At 72.0% G+C, this 19,909-nt stretch carries 17 protein-coding genes; 9 read left to right on the top strand and 8 right to left on the bottom strand.

Translation table 11 applies throughout. The annotated features are described in order from the left end of the window. Window positions 1–54: 54 nt before the first annotated feature. Together ACZ56V_RS38320 and ACZ56V_RS38315 are read left to right on the top strand one after the other, a co-directional pair. Complete coding sequence (locus tag ACZ56V_RS38320) at window positions 55–273, top strand: MbtH family protein (RefSeq protein ID WP_031035186.1); 219 nt, start codon at window positions 55–57, stop codon at window positions 271–273. A 100-nt stretch (window positions 274–373) separates the two neighbouring features. Further along, the gene (locus ACZ56V_RS38315; protein WP_398915009.1) at window positions 374–1,177 is read left to right on the top strand and encodes an alpha/beta fold hydrolase; all 804 of its coding nucleotides are present in this window, start codon (window positions 374–376) and stop codon (window positions 1,175–1,177) included. Between the two features lie 52 nt (window positions 1,178–1,229). Here the strand turns inward: ACZ56V_RS38315 and ACZ56V_RS38310 are convergent, their stop codons facing one another. Next, window positions 1,230–2,375 (bottom strand): hypothetical protein, encoded by a 1,146-nt coding sequence (locus tag ACZ56V_RS38310; protein WP_467383331.1) that lies wholly within the window; start codon window positions 2,373–2,375, stop codon window positions 1,230–1,232. 181 nt (window positions 2,376–2,556) lie between these two features. Then, window positions 2,557–4,980, bottom strand: coding sequence for an MMPL family transporter (locus ACZ56V_RS38305; RefSeq protein ID WP_468948352.1), 2,424 nt, complete (start codon window positions 4,978–4,980; stop codon window positions 2,557–2,559). Window positions 4,981–5,373: 393 nt separating this feature from the next. Between ACZ56V_RS38305 and ACZ56V_RS38300 the strand changes: the two genes are divergently transcribed. Next, on the top strand, window positions 5,374–6,399 hold the full coding sequence (locus ACZ56V_RS38300; RefSeq protein ID WP_398915015.1) for an ornithine cyclodeaminase family protein: 1,026 nt from the start codon (window positions 5,374–5,376) through the stop codon (window positions 6,397–6,399). A gap of 104 nt (window positions 6,400–6,503) precedes the next feature. Here the strand turns inward: ACZ56V_RS38300 and ACZ56V_RS38295 are convergent, their stop codons facing one another. The 3 genes from ACZ56V_RS38295 to ACZ56V_RS38285 all read right to left on the bottom strand — a co-directional run bounded on the left by ACZ56V_RS38295 (window position 6,504) and on the right by ACZ56V_RS38285 (window position 9,090). Further along, complete coding sequence (locus ACZ56V_RS38295) at window positions 6,504–7,139, bottom strand: response regulator (protein ID WP_398915278.1); 636 nt, start codon at window positions 7,137–7,139, stop codon at window positions 6,504–6,506. Further along, window positions 7,139–8,359 (bottom strand): sensor histidine kinase, encoded by a 1,221-nt coding sequence (locus tag ACZ56V_RS38290; protein ID WP_467383335.1) that lies wholly within the window; start codon window positions 8,357–8,359, stop codon window positions 7,139–7,141. Before ACZ56V_RS38290 ends, ACZ56V_RS38295 begins: the two co-directional genes overlap by 1 nt. A 68-nt stretch (window positions 8,360–8,427) precedes the next feature. Beyond that, window positions 8,428–9,090, bottom strand: coding sequence for a DedA family protein (locus tag ACZ56V_RS38285; protein ID WP_398915019.1), 663 nt, complete (start codon window positions 9,088–9,090; stop codon window positions 8,428–8,430). 309 nt (window positions 9,091–9,399) lie between these two features. On the opposite strand from ACZ56V_RS38285, the gene ACZ56V_RS38280 reads away from it, so the two are divergent. The 5 genes from ACZ56V_RS38280 to ACZ56V_RS38260 are packed head-to-tail and all read left to right on the top strand — an operon-like array spanning window position 9,400 to window position 16,047. Then, window positions 9,400–10,533, top strand: coding sequence for a hypothetical protein (locus ACZ56V_RS38280; RefSeq protein ID WP_468948349.1), 1,134 nt, complete (start codon window positions 9,400–9,402; stop codon window positions 10,531–10,533). Further along, window positions 10,530–11,264, top strand: a complete 735-nt coding sequence (locus tag ACZ56V_RS38275; protein WP_398915023.1) for a DUF6182 family protein — start codon at window positions 10,530–10,532, stop codon at window positions 11,262–11,264. Before ACZ56V_RS38280 ends, ACZ56V_RS38275 begins: the two co-directional genes overlap by 4 nt. Continuing rightward, a complete protein-coding gene (locus tag ACZ56V_RS38270; RefSeq protein ID WP_467383339.1) occupies window positions 11,264–12,889 on the top strand; it encodes a GH3 family acyl-acid amido synthetase in 1,626 nt (541 codons plus the stop codon). Before ACZ56V_RS38275 ends, ACZ56V_RS38270 begins: the two co-directional genes overlap by 1 nt. A gap of 31 nt (window positions 12,890–12,920) precedes the next feature. Beyond that, window positions 12,921–15,260 carry a hypothetical protein gene (locus tag ACZ56V_RS38265; protein WP_468948346.1) on the top strand — a complete coding sequence of 780 codons (2,340 nt, stop codon included), beginning with the start codon at window positions 12,921–12,923 and terminating at the stop codon, window positions 15,258–15,260. Further along, the gene (locus tag ACZ56V_RS38260) at window positions 15,253–16,047 is read left to right on the top strand and encodes a hypothetical protein (RefSeq protein WP_468948344.1); all 795 of its coding nucleotides are present in this window, start codon (window positions 15,253–15,255) and stop codon (window positions 16,045–16,047) included. The genes ACZ56V_RS38265 and ACZ56V_RS38260 overlap by 8 nt, the downstream gene beginning before the upstream one ends. 136 nt (window positions 16,048–16,183) lie before the next feature. Here the strand turns inward: ACZ56V_RS38260 and ACZ56V_RS38255 are convergent, their stop codons facing one another. Further along, complete coding sequence (locus ACZ56V_RS38255; protein WP_468948342.1) at window positions 16,184–17,158, bottom strand: helix-turn-helix transcriptional regulator; 975 nt, start codon at window positions 17,156–17,158, stop codon at window positions 16,184–16,186. Window positions 17,159–17,294: 136 nt separating this feature from the next. Here ACZ56V_RS38255 and ACZ56V_RS38250 point away from each other — a divergent pair, with 136 nt between their 5' ends. After that, window positions 17,295–17,690 (top strand): RidA family protein, encoded by a 396-nt coding sequence (locus tag ACZ56V_RS38250; protein WP_467383344.1) that lies wholly within the window; start codon window positions 17,295–17,297, stop codon window positions 17,688–17,690. Between the two features lie 36 nt (window positions 17,691–17,726). Here the strand turns inward: ACZ56V_RS38250 and ACZ56V_RS38245 are convergent, their stop codons facing one another. Next, window positions 17,727–18,146, bottom strand: a complete 420-nt coding sequence (locus tag ACZ56V_RS38245) for a type II toxin-antitoxin system death-on-curing family toxin (protein ID WP_468948339.1) — start codon at window positions 18,144–18,146, stop codon at window positions 17,727–17,729. Window positions 18,147–18,178: 32 nt separating this feature from the next. Then, entirely contained in the window at window positions 18,179–19,855 is a 1,677-nt protein-coding gene (uppS, locus tag ACZ56V_RS38240) for a polyprenyl diphosphate synthase (RefSeq protein ID WP_468948360.1), read from the bottom strand. Between the last annotated feature and the right edge of the window lie 54 nt (window positions 19,856–19,909).

Here is a 19,909-nt window from a genome sequence, read left to right as displayed (position 1 = left end):
GATACCCGACACACCGTCCCAGAGAAACAGTCAGCGCTGAGAAGGAGCGATGGAATGAGCAGCAATCCCTTCGAGGACCCCGAGGGCACCTACCTGGTCCTGGTCAACGACGAGGGGCAGCACTCGCTGTGGCCGGCGTTCGTCGAGGTGCCCGCCGGCTGGCGGACCGTCCTCGAGGAGAGCAGCCGGGACGCGGCGCTGGAGTACGTCAACACCCAGTGGACCGACATGCGTCCCAAGAGCCTGGTCGACGCGATGGACGGGGCCGCCTGATCGGAGCGCCGCACGGCCCGCGGCCCCGGGCGTCCGGGGCGCGGGTCGCCTGCGTGTGCGGGCGCGTGCCGCACGACCACCACGAGAGGGGAGAGGCACCATGCCGGTCATTCCCGTGAACGGGATTCGGCTCAGCTACGACGAGGCCGGCACCGGCGACCCGGTGGTGATGATCCAGGGCACCGGTGGCGGCCGCACCGTGTGGCAACTGCACCAGGTACCCGCGCTCACCGCGGCCGGTCTGCGCGTGATCACCCTCGACAACCGGGGCATCCCCCCGTCCTCCGAGTGCCCCGAGGGGTTCACCCTCCAGGACATGGTCGGGGACGTGGCCGGGCTCATCGAGCGCCTGGGCCTCGGTCCCACCGCCGTCGTCGGCACCTCCATGGGCGCGTTCGTCGCCCAGGAACTGGCACTGGCGCGTCCCGACCTGGTCAGCCGGGCGGTCCTGATGGCCACCCGGGGCCGCACCGACTTCCTGCGCGCCGAGCTGACGCGCACGGAGATCGACCTGTACGACTCGGGGGTGCGGCTACCGGACCGCTACGCGGCCGTCCTGCGCGCCCTGAAGTCGCTGTCGCCGCGGACGCTCGACGACGACTCGGCCATGGCGGACTGGCTCGACCTGTTCGAGCTGACGTCCGCGCCCGGGCCGGGGCAGCGGGCGCAGATGGAGGTCAGCCGGCTGGAGAACCGGCTGGCCGCGTACCGGGGCATCCGTGTCCCCTGCCAGGTCATCGCCTTCGCCGACGACCTGGTCACTCCGCCCCGGCTGGGCCGCGAGGTCGCCGACGCCGTCCCCGGCGCCCGCTTCGACCTCGTCGAGGGCTGCGGGCACTACGGCTACCTGGAGGACCCCGAGGCGGTGAACAAGCTGCTCGTGCAGTTCCTCACCGGTCCCTGAGGGCCGTCACGGCGGAGGGGCCCGGCGGACGCCGGGCCCCTCCGCCGTGGTGTCAGGCGCTCGGCGCGAGGGAGGCCGCGTAGCCCTTCAGGTAGGCGTGGGGGTAGTGGAGCCCGTTGGCCCACAGGCTTCCGTCCGCCGTCGGGTACAGGGCGGTCACCTCGGAGCCGGGCGTCGCCCCCGGGGCCGCGGCCGTCTCCCACGTGGAGCCGTTCCAGCGGGCCAGGCCGCGGTCCTTGGTGCGGTCCGCGTACAGACCCGCCCACACGGTTCCGTCGTGGACGGCCAGGGCCTGCACGGACATGCGGTCCTTGGTCGCGTCGCCGGTGGGTGCGGGCACCGGCACGTAGGTCGTCTGCCAGTCCGTGCCGTTCCCGCGCAGCACGAACGCCCTCGGCGTGCCGCTGTCGGTGTAGATGTTGCGGTCGGTCCCGCCGATCCACACCTCGCCGTCCCGCACGGTCACCGCGTTCGCGGTCGCCGAGAGCCCCGACAGCCGGGGCAGGGCCACCTCCTGCCAGGACGTGCCGTCGTAGTGCGCGGCGTAGAGGCGGCCGCCGCCCGAACCCACCACCCAGACGTCGTGGGCGGACACGACGTGCACGGCCTTGATGTTGGTCCAGGCGTCGGGCGCGCCGAGCTTGGTCAGCGTCCAGGCCGAGCCGTTCCAGTGGGCGACCGCGCCGGGCACGTCCCCGTCGCTCTCCCGGTAGTTGCCGACCGCCCACACGTCGGTGCGGGAGACGGCACGGGCCGCCAGCACCTCGAAGTCCGGGACGGTCCGGTCCGTCCACCGCGAGCCGTCCCAGTGGTACTGCCCGAAGTCGCCCCACTCGCCGCGCCCGAGGGCCCACACGTCGTTCGGGGCGGTGCCGGTGAGCACGTCCGTGGAGGCACCGGCGGGGGGCATCGGGAGGCTGCGCCAGGCGCCGGCCTGCCGGGTCCACAGCGTGTGCTCGTACTCGCAGGGCAGGCAGGTGGTGCTCGTCTGTACCGTGCTGCGCGCCACGGCCGACGTCGCGTCGAAGGGGACGTACGCGCTGAGGCCGGCCGGGGCCGGCGGCGGCACGGCCTGCCATCCCGCGGCGGCGTGGCCCTGAGCCGCCGCGGTCAGGCCCGCCAGGAGGGCCAGGAGCAACGCTCCCGCCCCGTACAGCGCCGCCCGTAACCGGTTCGTGGGTCTCTGTTCGATCCGCATGCTCACTCCGTCGAGGTCGGTTGTACCTCCACCGTCGCCGCGGGACGGGCCGGGCGGGACGCGTTGGCAGCTAGTTGCCGGGCACGGCGGCCGGGCACGCGAGAGACGAGAAAGAGGAAGGAGGGCCGTCGCCGTCCGGGGGTGACGGGCGACCCTCCTTCCTCGCCGGAGGGACCTGGCTCTACTGCTGGTAGTAGCCGGGTCGCGAGGGGTCGTCGCGGTACGGTCCGGGCTGCTGGTAGCCGCCCTGCTGGTAGGGATCCTGGTGGCCGCCCTGCTGGTACGGCTGCTGGTAACCGCCCTGCTGGTAGGGCTGCTGCTGGTAACCGCCCTGCTGGTAGGACTGCTGCGGAGCCTGCTGCGCGGACGGCTGCCCGTACTGCCGCTCGGCGGCGAACCGCGCGTACTGGGGCTGCTCCTCGGCGTGGCGGCTGCCGGGCTCGGCCTGGTCCGGGAGGGAGGTCGGTCCGCCGGGGCCGCCGGAGACCTTGCCGGGCCACCAGTTCCACTTGCCCAGCGCCGTCATCAGAGCCGGCAGCACGTAGATCCGGATGATCACGGCGTCCAGCAGGATGGCGGCCGCGAGACCGACGCCCAACTGCTTGAACTCGACCATGCTCAGGGTGCCGAAGATCGCGAAGACTCCGACCATGACGATCGCGGCGCTGGTGACCACGCCCGCGGAGCGGGTGATGCCCTCACGGACGGCGGTCCTGGTCGGGGCGCCCGCGAGGGCCGCCTCGCGGATCCGGCTGACCACGAAGACGTGGTAGTCCATCGACAGCCCGAACAGGACCACGAACAGGAACAGCGGCAGCCAGGAGACGACCGCGCCCGAGCTGTGGAAGTCGAGGAAGCCCTCGGCCCAGGTGTTCTGGAAGACGGCGACCAGCACACCGAAGGCGGCCGCGGCGGAGAGCAGGTTGAGCAGGATCGCGGAGAGCGCCACGGCGATCGACCGGAAGATCATCACCATGGTGACGAAGGTCAGCAGCAGGACGAAGCCCACCACCCAGGGCATGCGCTCCTCGAGGTGACCCGTGAAGTCGACGCCCTGCGCCACCTTGCCGCCGACCGCGCTCTCGGCGCCGGGCACGTCCGCCATCGCCTGCGGCACCCACTCGCGCAGCAGGTCCAGGGACTCGCGGGCCCCGTCGCTCTTCGGCTGGTAGGGGGTGCCGACGTCGACGGTGTGGACCCTGCGGTCCTCGGACACCTTGATGGCGGGGGTGGAGTCGTGGGCGAAGAGTTCGTCCTTCGCGGTGCGCTCCAGGAGGCCGTTCAGCGCGGTCTTCACGTCGTCGGCCCGGTCGGCGGGCGCCCGGACGGCGACCTGGTGCACGGTGCCCTTGCTGGGGAAGTGGTCGGTGAGCCGGTCCATCGCCTGCACCACGGCGATGTCCCGGGACAGGTCGTCGGAGCCCGGCTGCTTGAGCTTCATGTCGAGGGCCGGCACCGCCAGCAGCAGCAGCGCGCCCACGGACACCACCAGCGTGATGAACGGCTTGGACAGCGCCGGGCGCAGCAGCGCGGGCCACACCCGCGACTCGCCGGAGCGCATGGTGAGCCGCCACAGGAACGGCACCTTGGGCTTGTCGACCCAGCGTCCCAGCTTGGCGAGGAGGGCGGGCAGCACGGTCAGCGAGGCCAGTACGGCCACCGCCACCACGATGATCGAGCCGGTGGCCAGGGAGGCGAAGGTCGCCTCGTTCGCCAGGTAGAGGCCGGCCATGGCCACGATGACGGTGGTTCCGGACACCACGACGGTGTGCCCGGAGGTCTCCGCCGCGACCTCGATGGCGTCGACGTGGGACTTCCCCGCGCGGCGTTCCTCGCGCTCCCGCTTCAGGTAGAAGAGCGAGTAGTCCACGCCCACGGCCATGCCCATGAGCAGGATGACGTTGCTGACCGCGCTGGTCTCGGGCAGTACGTGGGAGGCGAGCGTGGACAGTCCGATGGCGGCGCCCACGCACGAGAGGGCCAGGACCACCGGCACGCCCGCCGCGATGATCGCGCCGAAGACCACGAGCAGGATCAGCAGGGTCAGCGGCAGGCTGATCAGCTCGGCCTTCTTGAAGTCCTCGCCGAGCGTCTCCGACAGACCCTTGGCGGTCGAACCGGTGCCCACCTCGTCGACCCGCAGGCCCTCGTGGGCGTCCTGGACCGACGCGCTGGCGTCGAGCAGCGGTTGCACACGCCGGTCGGCGTTCTCGGTGTCGCCCTTCATGGTCACGGGGACCAGCAGGGCCTTGCCGTCGGGTGCGGGGACCGGGTCGCCGACGCCTTCCACCTCGTCGAGGGCCTTCATGCGCTCGACGACGTCCGCGGCGGCCTCGCGGCCGGCCGCGGGGTCCAGCTTCCCGCCGTCCTCGGCGGTAATCAGCACGTTCTCCTCGGCCTTCTCGGGGAAGTCACCGGAGTGAACGATCTTGCCGGCCCGGCCCGACTCGCGGACCCCCGACTCCTCGTCGCTGATCGAGTTCGTTCCTGCCGCTCCGCCCAGAACGAGGCACGCGGCGACGAAGACGACCCACAGGCCGATGGCGGACCACGGGTGCGTGGCACTCCATCGCGCGATCCGTACTGTTGCCGGCTTCTTTCGCACCTTGCTTCCTTCCGTTGCTGCAGGTCCGGCCCTGGAAGCCGGTCGGATCTCGACGAGCAGAACGCTAGATCCACCGGCAGTCGGGTGGATACGAGGTAAACCGTCGTGCTGACCGTTGCTTTCCGCAGGTTCACCGTACGGAAAACCGCAGGTGCCGCCCTGCGGGAAACCGCAGGCAGAAACCTGCGGAAAACCGTAACGCCCCTTGGAATCCTTGACCATTAAAAGCCGGACGGTTACGTTCGGAACGCGAATTGACCGGCACCCCCAAAAGGGTACGCAATAGCTTCCTGCTTGAAGTGTCGGCCGAGCGCGGATCGTAGCTCATTAAATGGCAGACGCACATTCCTTGGCAATTAGTTGCCGAGGCGCGACGACAATCGAGGGGAGAAAATGGAGACCACGGTCCTCACCCGGCAGCATGTTGCCAAACTCGTCAAGGAGAGCGGCAACGACCGCTTCATGGACCGGATGATCGTCCGGCTCCAGGAGGCCTTCACCGCTCCGGACAAAGGCGTGAGCCCCACCCGGGACGGTTTTCTGCGCGGCCCGGGGAACACGGCCATCCTCGAGTGGATGCCGCACCATGATCCGGGGCGTTCCATAACGATCAAGACGGTGGCCTACACACCGTCGAACCCCGGCACGTTCCAGCTGCCCACCATCATCGGATCCCTCACGCGCTACGACGACGTGACGGGCCGTCTGCTGGCGGTGTGCGACGGCATCCTGCCCACCGCGATCCGCACCGGAGCCGCCTCGGCGATCGCCAGCAGGCTGCTGGCCCGTCCCGACAGCCGGGTCCTCGGCCTGGTCGGCGCCGGCGCCCAGGCGGTGACCCAGGCGCACGCGCTGAGCCGGGTGTTCCCGCTGGAGCAGATCCTGGTGCACGACATCGACCCGGACCACGCGCGTTCGTTCGCGGACCGGGTGGACTTCCTGGACCTCGACATCAAGGTCGTGGAGCTGGCCGAGCTGGAGGCGGCGGCGGACATCATCTGCACCGTCACCTCCGTCGGTGTGGGCGACGGCCCGGTGCTGAACGGCACGAACCTGCGGCCGCACGTGCACATCAACGCGATCGGGGCCGACCTCATCGGCAAGTTCGAGGTCCCGGTGCCCGTGCTGAAGTCGGCGTTCGTGACGCCGGACCACCTGGCGCAGGCGCTGCGGGAGGGAGAGTGCCAGCAGTTGGAGGAGGGCGACCTCGGGCCCGACCTCATGACGCTGTGCGCCGACCCGGAGACCGCGGCGCGGCACCGGGACGGTGTCACGGTCTTCGACTCGACGGGCTTCGGGCTCGAGGACCACGTGGCCCTCGACGTGCTGCTCGAACTCGCCGAGGAGGCCGGCATCGGCGACCGCGTCCAGATCGAGCACCTGCCGGACGACGCGCTGAACCCGTACTCGTTCCAGTGACGGGGTCCGAGTGACCGGCGGGCCGCCGGGCCGGTGACGACGACGTGCCGGTGACGACGACGTGCCGGGCGACGGGGACGACCCGACGCCCGGCTCGTCGCGCGTCAGGACTCCAGGTACCGCAGTACGGCCAGGATCCGGCGGTTGTAGCCGGTGGCGTGGGCGAGTTCGAGCTTGTCGAAGATCATGTTGAGGTTCTTCTCGACGGTGCTCATGGAGATGTGCAGCTTCTCCGAGATCGCCGCGTTGGTGTGCCCCTGCGCCAGCGTCTCCAGGACGCTGCGCTCCCGAGGGGTCAGCCGGGCCAGCGGGTCGCTGTGTGTCGTGCGGATCACCAGTTGCCGTACGACCTCCGGGTCGATGGCGGCGCCGCCCGCCTCGATCCGTTCCAGCGCGTCGAGGAACTCCTCCACCTGGGCGACCCGGTCCTTCAGCAGGTAGCCGACCCGCTCCGCGTTCGACGTGAGCAGCTGCGCCGCGTAGTTGCGCTCTATGTGCTGGGACAGGACGAGCACCCCGACGCCGGGCCACCGCTTGCGGATCTCCAGCGCCGCCCGCAGCCCCTCGTCCGTGTGGGTGGGAGGCATCCGGATGTCCACGACGACCATGTCCGGCCGCAGCTGCTCCATCTCCCGCAGGAGGGCGACGGCGTCGCCCACCGCGGCCAGGACCTCGTGGCCCTCCTCGCTGAGGAGGCGGACCAGCCCCTCCCGCAGCAGGGTCGAGTCCTCGGCCAGCATTACGCGCACGGCAGCTCCGCGGTGATCGTGGTGGGCCCCCCTGAGGGGCTGTGGACGTGCAGACGGCCGTCCAGGGCGCCGACCCGGCTGTGCAGCCCGGTCAGTCCGCTGCCCTCCGGCCTGGCGCCGCCGACGCCGTCGTCCTCGACCTGGACGACGAGGACCGGTCCGTACTTGCGGACGCTCACCTGGATCTCCGTGGCGGCCGAGTGCTTGGCGGCGTTGGTCACCGCCTCCGACACGACGAAGTACGCGGCGGTCTCCACGGAGGCGGGCAGCGGCTCGGCGAGCGCGAAGTCGGTCCTGATGGGGATGCTGCACCGCTCCGACACCCCGGCGAGCGCCTCCTGGAGTCCCAGGTTGTCCAGTGCCGTCGGATACACCCGCCAGGCCACTTCCCGCAGTTCCGTCAGGACGTCCTGGGATTCCTTGTGGGCCTGCTCCAGCAGGCTGCGCGCCTGCTCGGGCGTGCGGCCGCCGCGACGGGCCCGCCCGAGGAGCATGGCCAGCGCGACCAGACGCTGCTGCACGCCGTCGTGCAGGTCCCGCTCGATGCGCCGGCGCTCGGTGTCGACGGCCTGGAGCACCGCCGCCCGGCTGGTGGCCAGCTCGTCGATGCGCTGCTGCATCAGCTCGCGCTCCGAGGGCCCGAAGCACTCGCGGGCCATCCGCGCGTCGAGCGCCTCCAGCGAGAACAGGCCCTGTACGTCCAGGAAGAGCAGCACCCCGCCGAGCACGACCTGGGTGACCAGTTCCCGGCCGTCGAGGGTGCCCCGGGCCAGACTCGCGACGAGCAGGCCCGCGAGGACGGCGCCGAAGGCGAGCAGGCCGAGCACCACGCCGGTGATCAGACCGGCGTAGGTACGGGCGGCGAGGTAGCGCAGGATGCGCTGGTCGGGCACGGGACGGTCGGGGAAGGAGTCCCCGAAGAAGACCGAGCGGCGCCACCGTTCGAGGGCCGTCAGCCGCCGGGCTCCGGAGGTGAGGACGACGAACGCCCGGCGCCGGGTGCGCGGCCACAGCAGCAGCGGGCCGAGCGGGACACCGGCGACGACGAAGTACAGCAGTCCCAGCAGCGCGGTCAGGCAGCCGAGGAGGACGCCCGCGGCGCGCAGGGGCAGCGCCCGGGCGGGCTTCGCCGCGGGCTCGCCTCCCGGCAGCGCGGTTCCGGGCACCGTCGGAAGGGGCTGGATGGTCGTGTCCGCCGAATCCCCCTGCACGCTCGCTGAGCCTAGTGGGGCGGCGCAGCCGGGGCAAGATCGCTCGGTCCGGGTCAGGACGGGACTGGTCACGACGGGCGGCGGTGCTGGGCGGTGCCGCGCGAGCGCAGCCGGACCACGATGTAGAAGGCCAGGGCGAGGACCACCATGACCAGGACGGCCTTGCTGAGCACACCGACGTAGTCGCCGACCTTGTCCCACTGGTCGCCCAGCCAGTACCCCGACATGACGAGCACGGTGTTCCACATCAGCGCGCCCAGACCGGTGAGGGCCAGGAAGGTCGGCAGGGGCATGCGCTCCAGGCCGGCCGGCACGGAGATCAGACTGCGGAAGATCGGCACCATGCGGCCGAGGAAGACGGCCTTGGTGCCGTGCTTGGCGAACCACTCCTCCGTCCGCTCCAGGTCGGAGGTCTTGACCAGCGGCAGCTTCGCCCAGATCGCGTACATCCGCTCGCGGCCGACCAGTGCGCCGATCCAGTAGAGGACCGCGGCACCCACCACGGACCCGAGAGTGGTCCAGAAGAGGGCCGCGAACAGGCTGATGACTCCCTGTCCGGCGGCGAAGCCGGTCAACGGCAGGATGATCTCGCTCGGCAGCGGCGGGAAGAGGTTCTCCAGGGCGACGGCGAGGCCGGCACCGGGCGCGCCCATGGCGTCCACCAGGTCGGCCGCCCAGCCCGCGATGCCGTCCGCGGGCTCCTGTGGCAGCGCAAGGATGATGTGGTCCATTCGAAGTCTCCAGGTACGAAGCGCACGCCGCGGGCCGGTGCCGCGATCCGTTGACCACGCTAGAAGTGCCAGCTCAGTGCCGGTATGCGGATAGCCGTCGAACTCGTGCGGTTTCCCCCACCGTGGACCCTGCGGTTTTCCGCAGGGTCCACGGTGGGGGCGGGCGGGGAATTGGCAGCAAGGTGCCAGCGGAACGGCATTCGTTGGACGCCCTATTTCCGGTCTGGCTAATCTCGCCCCCCGTGCCCCTCAAGTCCCTTTGGAGAAAACGGACTTGACTCCGCGCCCATCCGGACGAACGGCGTGACCATGCAGCTGACAGTCGCTCCCGCCACCGAGCTCGTCGTGGCACCGGTGACGATCACTCCGACCAAACCCCTCACCCCCACCCACGTCAAGGGCCTGCTGTGGACCGACGTACTCGTCAAGGCGAGCGCCCGGACCGACGGGGTGCGGCTGGTCTGGAACAACCGCATGGCCACCGTCACCACCCAGGCGACGGCCTTCTGGCACCACCTCGAGCTGACCGAGCCGCACACCGACTGGAGCCGCGAGTCGGAGACGGCGATCGGCGATCGGTACGTCCGCTTCCACGGCGAACACCGGACGGCCGACCCCGAGGCGGTGGGCGTGCGCCTGGCCCACGCCGACCGTGACGGCTGGATACACCCGGCCGGGCTCCGCATGCTGCAACTGTGGCAGGCCCAGCTGGACCTGCTGGGCGTCGGCGACCTCGGACTCACCACCGACCGTCCGCTCGCCACCACGGCCGGGACCATGCTCGACACCCTCGCCGCCCGGGGCCTGCTGCTCGATCACCGGCGCTACGGCGGCCCGGTCCTCCTCGACGGTCCCCGCTGGGGCCTGCCGCTGCGCCAGTTGGTCGGCGCCGACGGCCACCCCAACTACCTGCTGCCGATCCTGCGCGAGCTGATCCCGATGATCGGCCCGCGACGGCGGTTCCTGCTCATCCACGACGACGGCATCACCGCCGACTACCTGCTCCTGGAGAGAGTCCTGGCCGAGTTCGGCGCGCGCACCGCACGTCTCTCCCTGAGCAGGGTGCCCGTGGGCGGGACGGCGCGCTCCAGCCGGTACGGCGGCTGGCGGGGCTCGACCCTCGGCGACCTGTCGGCCACCTCCGGCTCCGCGGACCGGGCGGCCTACCGGCTGGGCATGCGGCTGTACTTCGTCGGTACCCTGCACCGGCGCTCCGCCCAACCGTTCCGGATGGGGCTGCTGCGCCGTTGCGTGGGGCGCGCGGCCCGGCTGCTCGACCGCGCGGCCGCCGGCGGCGCGGACCCGGACCGGTGGGACGCCGCGGATCCGCTGGCCCGGCTCCGGGCACCGCACGGATACGTCGACCCCTATCGGCTGACCGCGTCCCTGCTCGGCGGGACCGGCGTCCCTCCCGCCCCCGAGATCAGGGCGATCTACACATGAGCGCCCCATGGGCCCCGCGTCCCACCGACGCCGACGTGCTGGCCGCCGCGGCGCGGGCCAGGGTCGGGGCCGTCCGCGCGGGGCTGGCGGGCGGCGACCTCTCGGCCCCGCGGGAGCTGACCGCGGTCGTCGTCGTGGAGGACATCGACCCGGCCGCGTTCGTCGCCGGCGCTGCCTCGTTCGCGCTGGCGCTGGAGCCCGGCGCGCGGGCGGGCTGGTACCGCGCCTTCACCCGCACCGTCTTCCTCGCCGGGCGGCCGGGCAGCGTCGCCGGCCGTCATCCGCACCGCCGTCTCGCCCCCGGCGGCGGCCTCGCCTGGTACGGCCCGGCCACCCGCCGCGAGCTGTCCGCCCTGTCGCGGATGCTGCGCGCCTTCCAGGGCCCGTTCCCGGTCGACGTGCCCCCGGGGCCGCTCGCCGTGCACGTGCCCGGGCGGCCCTCGGGACACCGGGTGGAGATGACGGTGGCCACCGGCCGGGTCCGCAGCGACGCGTACCTGGTGCACGTCCACCACCTGGTCACCGAGGCGGTGTTGCGCGGGCTGGTCGGGCCCGGCGACGCCGTCCGGGTGGAACACCGGGAGGTACTCGACCCCCGGGACTTCCGTGCCGCCCTCGACCCGGGCCGCGCCGCCACGGTCCAGACCCGGATCTCCCGCGACGGCACCGACCACGACCGGCTGCGCCTGTACGGCGTACTCATCTCGAACCGCGACCGAGGAGGCCACTGATGGAGGCCGCACGCGTACAGGCGGCGCACCGCCGGCTCTTGGACAGCCTGGACCGGCCCGAGGAGACGCAACGCGAGCTGCTCACCCGGATCCTGGAGCAGAACGCCGGCACCGCGTTCGGCCACGAGCACGGGCTGGCCGGTGTCCGTACCGTCGACGAACTGCGCCGGGCGGTGCCGATCCGCACCCATGAGGCGCTGATGCCGTGGATCGAGCGGGCGATGGACGGCGAACACCGCGTGCTGACGGCCGACGACCCGGTGGTCTATTTCTCCTCCAGCGGCAGCACGGGCCGCGAGAAGCACATCCCGGTGACCCGCACCTACATGCGGGAGACCTTCCTGCCCTTCTACCACGCCGCCTTCGCCCCGCTGCTCGGCACGCTGCCCGGCTCGGCGACCGCGCCGGACGGAGTGCTGAACCTGTGGCAGGACCCGACCGCGCCCGCGGCCCGCACCCGCAAGGGCCAGCCGCACATCGGCTCCAGCCAGGTCGATTACCGGCGGTTCGGCGAGGACTCGGCCGTCGGACCGGGCAACGACGCCTCCTGGAGCCGGATTCCCGAGGAGCTCGCCTCGGCCGACCCCTGGGAGCGCGCCTACTTCAAGCTCCGGCTCGCCGCCGCGCAGGACATCCGGGTCGTCATCGGCATCAACCCCGCGATGGTCGCCGCTCTGCCCTACCAACTGCGCACCGAGTGGCCCAGGCTGGTCGAGGACATCCGGGCCGGCACGCTCGGCGGCCGGCCGCACACCTCACCCGACCCGGAACGCGCCGACGAGATCGCGCGGTACGCCGCGGCGTTCGGCACCGTGCTGCCCCAGCACCTGTGGCCGCGGCTGACCGCCGTCCTCGTCTGGAACAGCGCCCTCGCCTCCCTCTACCTCCCCCGCGTACGGGAGACCTACGGGCCCGGTGTCCAGCTCTTCGCGGCGCCCGTCGCGTCCTGCGAGGGACCGGCCGCCGTACCGGTGGACCGGCACCCCGGCGGTGCGCCGCTCTACCTGCCCGGCTGCGTCTACGAGTTCGTCCCGGCCGACGGCCCCCTGTCGGCCGACAGCGAGACCCTGCTGCCGACCGAACTGGAGGAGGGAGCCGACTACCACCTCGTGCTCAGCCACATCGGCGGGCTGTACCGGTGCGCCGTCAATGACGTGGTCCGGGTCGTCGGCCGGGTCGGGCGCACTCCGCGCGTCGAGTACGCGGGCCGCAACGTCGTCCGGTCCGCCGCCGGCGAGCGGCTCTCGGAGGCCGTGACGGTCCGCGCACTGGGCGCCGCCTGCCAGGACACCGGGGCGGAGATCCGCAACGCCACCTGTCGCCTGGCCCCCGGCCGGCCGGGCCGCTACCAGGTCGCGGTGGCCTTCGCGGGGCCTCCGGTGGCGGACCTGGCCGGCGCGCTGGACGCGCGGCTGGCGCGGCACTGCCCCGGATACGGGGCCGGCCGCCGGTCCGGACGGATCGCTCCCGTCGAGGTGATCACCGTCCACGAGGACGCCTTCCTGCTCGAGTGGGAGCGCGCGGTACGCGGCGGACAGCGACCGCCCCGCGTCAAGGACCGGGTCTTCCAGCCCTCCGACGAGGTCTGGGCGCGCCTCACGTCCACCCGGCCGCAGGCGGCCTGATGCAGACGCCGACCCACGAGACGAGGGACCTATGAGCGACGTCATTCCGGGCCGGGGACAGTACTCCGAGGAGGCCCGCAGGCAACGGCTGCGCTGGCTGCGGGAGCGCGGCGGCACCGCGCTCGCCTCGCTGGAGAGCACCGGCCTTGCGGCCCGGAACCTGATGGGCAACGTGGAGAACTTCGTCGGCTCCGTGGAGGTGCCGGTGGGTCTCGCCGGCCCGCTGCTGTTCGCCGGGGACGCGGCCCGGGACAGCGTCGTGGCTCCGCTCGCCACCACGGAGGGCGCGTTGGTGGCCTCCGCGTCCCGGGGCGCGCGGGCGCTGACCGCCTCCGGCGGCGTGGTGACGAAGGTGCTGTCGCAGCGCATGACCCGGGCACCCGTCCTGGAGTTCGACGACCTCAACGCCGCGCACCGGTTCACGGGCTGGCTGCGGGAGCAGCGCGGCCTGTTGGAGGAGCAGGTCCGCATGGTGTCCCGGCACACCCGGCTGATCGACGTCGAGCCCTACCAGATCGGCCGCTATCTGCACCTGCGCTGTGTGTTCGAGACGGCCGACGCGGCCGGCCAGAACATGACGACGGCGGCCACCTGGCAGATTTTGCGCCGGCTGACCGAGGCCGTTGCCGACGACGCAGGCATGCGCCCGGTGAACTCCCTGCTGGAAGGCAACCTGAGCAGCGACAAGAAGGCGGCCGTCACGTCCCTGCTCGCCGGGCGCGGGACCCGGGTGACGGCGGAGTGCCGGGTGCGCCGCGACGCGGTGACCGGCGTTCTGAAGACCACGCCGGAGGCCATGGTCAAGGGCCATGTGGCGACGGTCCTCGGGGCCCAGCAGGCCGGGATGGTCGGCTACGGCGTGAACGCGGCGAACATCGTCGCGGCCCTGTTCCTCGCCACGGGCCAGGACGCGGCCTGCGTCCACGAGTCGGGCGCGTCGATCTTCTCGATGGAGACGGACGGTGACGATCTCGTCGCCACCCTGCTGCTGCCCAACCTGGTGGTGGGCACCGTGGGTGGCGGCACCGCGCTGCCGCACCAGCGCGACCTCCTCACCCTGCTGGGTTGCGCGGGCACGGGTGGAGCGCGTCGGTTCGCGGAGATCGTGGCCGGGTTCGCCCTCGCCCTGGACGTGTCCACCATGGCGGCGGTGGTCAGCGGCCAGTTCGCGGCCGCGCACCAGCGCCTCGGCCGGGCCCGGCGCGTCGACTGGCTCCAGCCGGGCGACCTGGACGCCGCCCTGTTGCAGCCCCTGCTCGCACAGGGCACCGGCGACCCCCGACTGCACATCACTCGCGTGACCCAGGGACCCGGGCTGCGGGGCGACGGCATCTCCAGCGAGCTGGGCGCACTGGCCGAGCGGCGCAAGCTGACCGGCCTGTACCCGCTGAGCGTCGGCTGGAACGCGGCCGACGGGTCCACCGGCGCCGAGCTGGTGGCAAAGGTCAAGTCGCGCGGGGACGAGATCGTCGGCGGCGTGACGAAGCTGTTCTCGGTGTGCGGGCCGGAGCTGGAGGCGGCCTGGCAACGCTGGGGCGCCGACACCGTGTTCACCGACGCCCACCGCCGGGAACTGGCGGTGTACCGGCGCGGGGAGCCCGTCCTCAAGGACTTGCTGCCGCACTGCTACGGGCTGCTGGAGGACGACGAGCGCGAGGCGTACGTCATCCTCATGGAACGGCTGCCCGACGACGGTGGGCCGTGGAACGCCGCCCGGACCGACCAGGCGCTGCGTGCCGTCGGTGCCGTCCACGGGCACTGGCTCGGCCGCGACCAGGAAATCCTGGCCGAGGGCTGGCTGCACCACGTGCCCGATCCCCCGCAACTGGCCAAGGCACGGGAACTGTGGGCGGCGCTGGTGCGCCATGCCGCGGCCGAGCTTCCCGAACTGCTCGGCGCCCACCGCCGGGACGTCCTGCTCGGCGTGGTCGAGGACGCCGAGCGCTGGACCCAGGAACTGCACGCGATGCCCCGCACTCTGGTCCACAACGACTTCAACCCGCGCAACCTCGCGGTACGGGAGGGGAGGATCGTGGCGTACGACTGGGAACTCGCCACCGTCGGACCGCCTCAGCGGGACGCCGTCGAGCTGCTGGCGTTCACCGCAGGCCCGCACGTCACGGCGGAGGAGGTGGACCGCTTCCTCGACGTGCACGCGCGGGCGGTGGCCTCGGTGTCGCCCCGGGCGGCACGGCTCGTCGCGGACTCCGACTGGAGGCGTGGACACCGGCTGGCGCTGCGGGAGTTCCTGATGACCCGGCTCGCGCTCTACGCGGCCGGGAACACCCAGCGCGAGTTCGCGTTCCTGCCGGAGGTCGTGGCGACCGCGTTCCGGCTGTGGGACATCGAAGAGACCCGGGACGGTGGGTGAGGTGCGCGTCGCCCTCGTCGGCATCGACGGAACCGGGAAGACGACTGTGCTCCGCCGCCTCCGCGAACGCGACGGCGTCGGGGTCGTGCACGCCGTACGGGGGCACGAGAACCCGGACAATCCGGGCGCCGGGCTGTCCGCGGCGCTGGCCGGCGCCTCCTCCGCGGCGGACGAGGTGGGCCGCGTCCAGCTCAAGGTCTGTGTCCTGTACCTCCAGTTGTGCCTGTTCGGTCCGGCGGAGGGGCACGCGGCGGCCGGCGGCCGGACCGTCCTGGCCGACCGGCACCCGCTCGTCGACCCTCTGGTCTACCTGCCCCTGTTCGCCCGTGCCCGGCGGGAGGACGAGCCCGGTACCGACGTGGACGCCTGGTGGCGCAAGCAGGACCCGGACGCCGCACGGGCGGTGCGCGACTGGCTGCGGACCCGCACCGGGGACACGGACGCCTGGGCGGCGGGCACGGAGGTGCTGCGCTGGGGCACCCTTCCCCCGGACGCCCTGTCCACGACCCTCGCCCGCCACTTCGGCGTCAGCCTCCCGGACGGTGTCCTCCTCCTCGACCTGCCCGCCTCCGAAGCACTTCGCCGCACCGGGCAACGCCCCCGCGGCGGCGAACTCCACGAGACCGAGGCGTTCCTCGCGGCGACCCGGGAGCGCTACGACACCGTGCTGGAGCACCTCTCCCGCACCCGTCCCCACCTGGCGGTACGCCGGCTGCCCTGCTCGGGACGTTCCGTGGACGAGGTGGCCGCCGAGGTGCGCGCCGCCGTCGCGGCCCTGTCCTCGTAGCCCTCCCCGGAGATGTCCTCCGCCGGAGGCCGGCCCCGCGGCCCTCCGCGCGGGCGAGTCCGTCCCGCGCCGCGCACCGGGTCACGAGCCCGCCGACGTCCGACCTGGCCGACACGCCACCTGACACACCGTCACTTCAGGTCGGTGTCGCATAGCGGGCCGCGATCCCTGTCGCGCGGTCGTGCAGGGAGGCGCGCAGCCACTGCGGGTCCTCCACCTCCGCGTACACGGCGTGCTCCCACAGCGCCCATTCCGCGTGCCGCGCGTCCTGGAAGACGACGTGCAGCCGGAGCCGGCCGTCCTCGTCGGTCTCCTCGCAGCGGACCGCCAGGGCGGTGGCGACCAGGTGCTCCCGGTGGTCGGGATCCACGCGGACCACCACGGCGGTGGTCTCGCCACCGGTCCGGAACCGCACGTTGCGTTCGCGCCAGGCCCGGTCCAGGTCGACCGCGTCCGGACGCTGCGCGGGTTCGTCGAGCTCCTCGGCTGCCAGGACCCGGCTCAACCGGTAGGTGCGGTCCTCGGTGCCCCGCTTGGCCAGCAGGTACCCCTGGTCCCTGACGGTGACCAGGCCGATCGGGTCCACCGTGCGCCACTTCGGGGGCCGGCCCACGGCCTCGTAGTAGATGCGCAGTTTGTGCCCGGCGAACACCGCCCGCCGGACCGCTGCGGCGATGGAGTCCGGGATTTCCTCGGGGGCCACGCGACGCGAGAGGAGATCGGTCTCCGGGTCGATGAGCAGCCGCTGGGCCGCTCCGGCGGCAGTGTCCCGCAGTCCCTCCGGCAGCGCGTCGACCACTTTCAGTACGGCTGAGGCGAGCGCCGATCCCAGACCGAACAGCTGCGCGCCGCGCCGTGATCCGGCGACCACGAGAGCGAGTGCCTCGTCGTGGTTCAGGCCGGTGAGCGCCGTCTGGAAATCGGGCAGCAGCGAGAACCCGCCGTGCCGCCCGCGCTCCGCGTAGACCGGGACACCCGCCGCGGAGAGCGCCTCCATGTCGCGCAGCACCGTCCGGGTCGACACCTCCAGCTCACGAGCGAGCGCCTCCGCGGTCGTCCGGCCTCGCTGACGCAGCAACAGGACCAGGGAAACCAACCGGTCGGCGCGCATGGGGAAACCGTAGCGAAATACATGACCGAGGGTGTCACGTATTCCTGCCAGGCTTCCTCACACGACGTCAGAGCACGGCGGCTGCCGAAGCGATGGGCGTGGGCAGAGTCATGAACCGAGGGGAGCAGGTGCGGCAATGCAACGTAAGGCGGTCAACCCGGTGTCGTGGTCGGTCGAGATGGGCTTCAACCAGGGCGAGGTCGTCTCCGGGCACTCGCGCACCCTGTACATCTCGGGCCAGACGGCGATGAGCAAGGAAGGCAAGCCCGAACACGACGGTGACATGGCGGCGCAGCTGGCGCTGGCCGTCGACAACATCGAGGCGGTGCTCGCCGAGGCGGGCATGACCCTCTCGAACCTCGTCCGGCTGAACGTCTACACGACCGACGTCGATCTGCTCTTCCAGCACTACGGCGTGCTGGCCCGCCGCCTGGGAGCCGCCGCCGTCGCTCCGACCACCACCATGCTCGGGGTGACGCGGCTGGCGATCCCCGGTCAGATGGTCGAGCTCGAGGGCACCGCCGTCGCGTGACGCGACCCCGCGTGACGCGCGACGCGTCCGAGCGCGTCAGGAAACGAGGAACCAGGCCGCAAGGCGCTTGGCGATGACCTGTACGTCGAAGTTGTCCTGCGCGACATCCTCGACGAACGGGCCGGCCACGGAGACGGGCGGCGGGGCGGTACTGGCGATCATGCCGTTGAACCGCAGGAAGACGCGCATGGCGAGCCAGGCGGTGCGCTTGTTGCCGTCGATCAACGCGTGATGGCGGGCGACGGAGTGCAGCAGCGCCGCGGCCTTCTCATGCAGCGTGGGATACAGCTCGGCCCCGAACACGTTGGTCCGGGGCCGCTCGATCGCCGACACCAGAAGTCCCATGTCACGCACACTGTGCTCGGTACCGTTGACCGCGCGGGCGATGGCCAGGACCTCGTCGACCTTCAGCTCGGCCCGGTTCTGGGCGTCACGGATGGCCTCAATGGCCAGCACCTGCTTACTGCGGGCGTCCCACGCATTCCAGGTCACCGCGTGCGTGCCGCTGCGGCGCCGCCGTGGCGTCGTTGGCGGCGGCTGTACTCGGTGATGGCCTGCCACAGGTCACGCCGATCGACGTCGGGCCAGTGGTTGGGGGTGAAGTACAACTCGGCATACGTGGTGTGCCAGGGAAGGAAATTGGAGGTGCGCCGTTCGTTGCCGGTGCGCCACAGCAGGTCGACGTCCGGCAGGTCGGGGTGGGGTAGGCGGCGGGCGAAGTCGTCTTCACCGATGAGGTGGGGGTCGATGTCGCCTGCATGGGTCGCCTGGGCGAGGGCTGCGGCTGTCCGTGTGATCTCGTCGCGGCCGCCGTAGTTGATGCAGACGGTGAGGGTGAGGCCGGTGCGGTTGCGGGTGCGGCGCTCCTCGCGCAGGAGGGCCTGGACGAGTTCCTCGGGCAGTTTGTCGGGGTGGCCCAACCAGCGCTGGCGCACGTCGAGGTCACGGACGGGTCCCTCGTCGAGGTCGCGTCGGATCGCTTCGAGGATCGTGGTGACCTCCTCGGTGTCACGTTTCCAGTTCTCGGTGGAGAACGCGTAGAGGGTCAAGTGGCGCAGGCCGATCTCCAGGGCGCCGTAGACCATCTCGTGGACGGCGGCGGTGCCGGCGCGGTGGCCTTCAGGGCGGGGCAGGCCGCGCTGCTCGGCCCAGCGGCCGTTGCCGTCCATGATGACCGCCACGTGGGCGGGCATCCGGTCGACCGCGATCTGCGGGGGCCGGGCTCCGTCGGGGTGCGGTGCCGGGGGCCGAAGGGTGGTGCTGTCGACTTCAGGGCTCGGCCCGCTCACGGTCACCGCGGGGTCTCGGGGTTCGGGCACGGTCAGGGGCGTCAGGCTCCAGGCCAGTTTCGAGCGGATACGGGCGCGGGCGAGGATGCGGGTGCGGGCCGCGAGAGGTGGGCGCTGGGCGCGTTTGAGCAGGGCGTGGCCGGCCGCGTCGACGGCATCGAGCTGAGCGCGCATCAGGCAGCCGGCCGTGTCGATCACGATGGCAGCGCCCGGGTGCATGCCTCTGGTCATCGCGGGCCTGGTCAGCCATTGACGGGTCAGAGCTGTCAGCTCCCGGATCAAGGCAGCTGTGGCCGGGCTCCAGGTCCCTTGCCGCAGGTCGTCCTCGGCGCCGGGGAAGGCGTCCAGGACCTCCTGTGGCAGGAGCAGGTCGCCCTGGGCGAGGTCGGTGCTCAGGTCGGTGAGGATGTCGGTGAGCTGGGCGCCGTCGATGAACCGCTTGTAGTCCTGCTGCCGGTCCAGCCGGAGCGTCATCGGCGCTCCGGCCCGTTCGAACAGGTGCCGTACCTGGTCGACCCAGGGCACGATTTCCTCGCTGCACCAGGACCGCCACGCGGCCCAGTCGGCGAAATGCCGGCCGCAGGTGTCATCGCGTGTGCTGATCATGGCGCCTCGCAGGCTGGACAGGTCCAGGTGCCATCGCAGGGCGGTGTCCACCAGAGCGCGGCGGACCGGATCCGTGCTGGTGCCGGCCGCCAGGTCACATTGCAGGGCTTGGGTCCACGCTTGAACGCGGGCCTCCCGTTCGGCCTGTGGAGCGTCTCGCTGGTCGGCGAGATCGTCCAGGACGCTCGCTGCCGCCCACAAAGCCCAGCAGGGTGGGCGCAGCACGGTCGGCAACAGCTGGATGAGGGCGAAAATACCGGGATCGTGCACTCGTGTGGTGCGCAGGCACAGCCGGTACGAGGCCCGCAGAAGAGGGTCTTCGCC

This window comes from Streptomyces sp. NPDC034099 (assembly GCF_055575415.1).
Note: the sequence above shows the minus strand (reverse complement) of the source record. Positions and strands in the feature narration are given on the sequence as shown.

Excerpts from the sequence above, each read along its gene's own strand:
- ACZ56V_RS38320 (WP_031035186.1), top strand. The coding sequence starts at position 55 with ATGAGCAGCAATCCCTTCGAGGACCCCGAGGGCACCTACCTGGTCCTG.
- ACZ56V_RS38295 (WP_398915278.1), bottom strand. The coding sequence starts at position 7,139 with ATGCTGGCCGAGGACTCGACCCTGCTGCGGGAGGGGCTGGTCCGCCTC.
- ACZ56V_RS38275 (WP_398915023.1), top strand. The coding sequence starts at position 10,530 with ATGAGCGCCCCATGGGCCCCGCGTCCCACCGACGCCGACGTGCTGGCC.
- ACZ56V_RS38300 (WP_398915015.1), top strand. The coding sequence starts at position 5,374 with ATGGAGACCACGGTCCTCACCCGGCAGCATGTTGCCAAACTCGTCAAG.
- ACZ56V_RS38270 (WP_467383339.1), top strand. The coding sequence starts at position 11,264 with ATGGAGGCCGCACGCGTACAGGCGGCGCACCGCCGGCTCTTGGACAGC.
- ACZ56V_RS38315 (WP_398915009.1), top strand. The coding sequence starts at position 374 with ATGCCGGTCATTCCCGTGAACGGGATTCGGCTCAGCTACGACGAGGCC.
- ACZ56V_RS38310 (WP_467383331.1), bottom strand. The coding sequence starts at position 2,375 with ATGCGGATCGAACAGAGACCCACGAACCGGTTACGGGCGGCGCTGTAC.
- ACZ56V_RS38285 (WP_398915019.1), bottom strand. The coding sequence starts at position 9,090 with ATGGACCACATCATCCTTGCGCTGCCACAGGAGCCCGCGGACGGCATC.
- ACZ56V_RS38255 (WP_468948342.1), bottom strand. The coding sequence starts at position 17,158 with ATGCGCGCCGACCGGTTGGTTTCCCTGGTCCTGTTGCTGCGTCAGCGA.
- ACZ56V_RS38280 (WP_468948349.1), top strand. The coding sequence starts at position 9,400 with ATGCAGCTGACAGTCGCTCCCGCCACCGAGCTCGTCGTGGCACCGGTG.
- ACZ56V_RS38250 (WP_467383344.1), top strand. The coding sequence starts at position 17,295 with ATGCAACGTAAGGCGGTCAACCCGGTGTCGTGGTCGGTCGAGATGGGC.
- ACZ56V_RS38265 (WP_468948346.1), top strand. The coding sequence starts at position 12,921 with ATGAGCGACGTCATTCCGGGCCGGGGACAGTACTCCGAGGAGGCCCGC.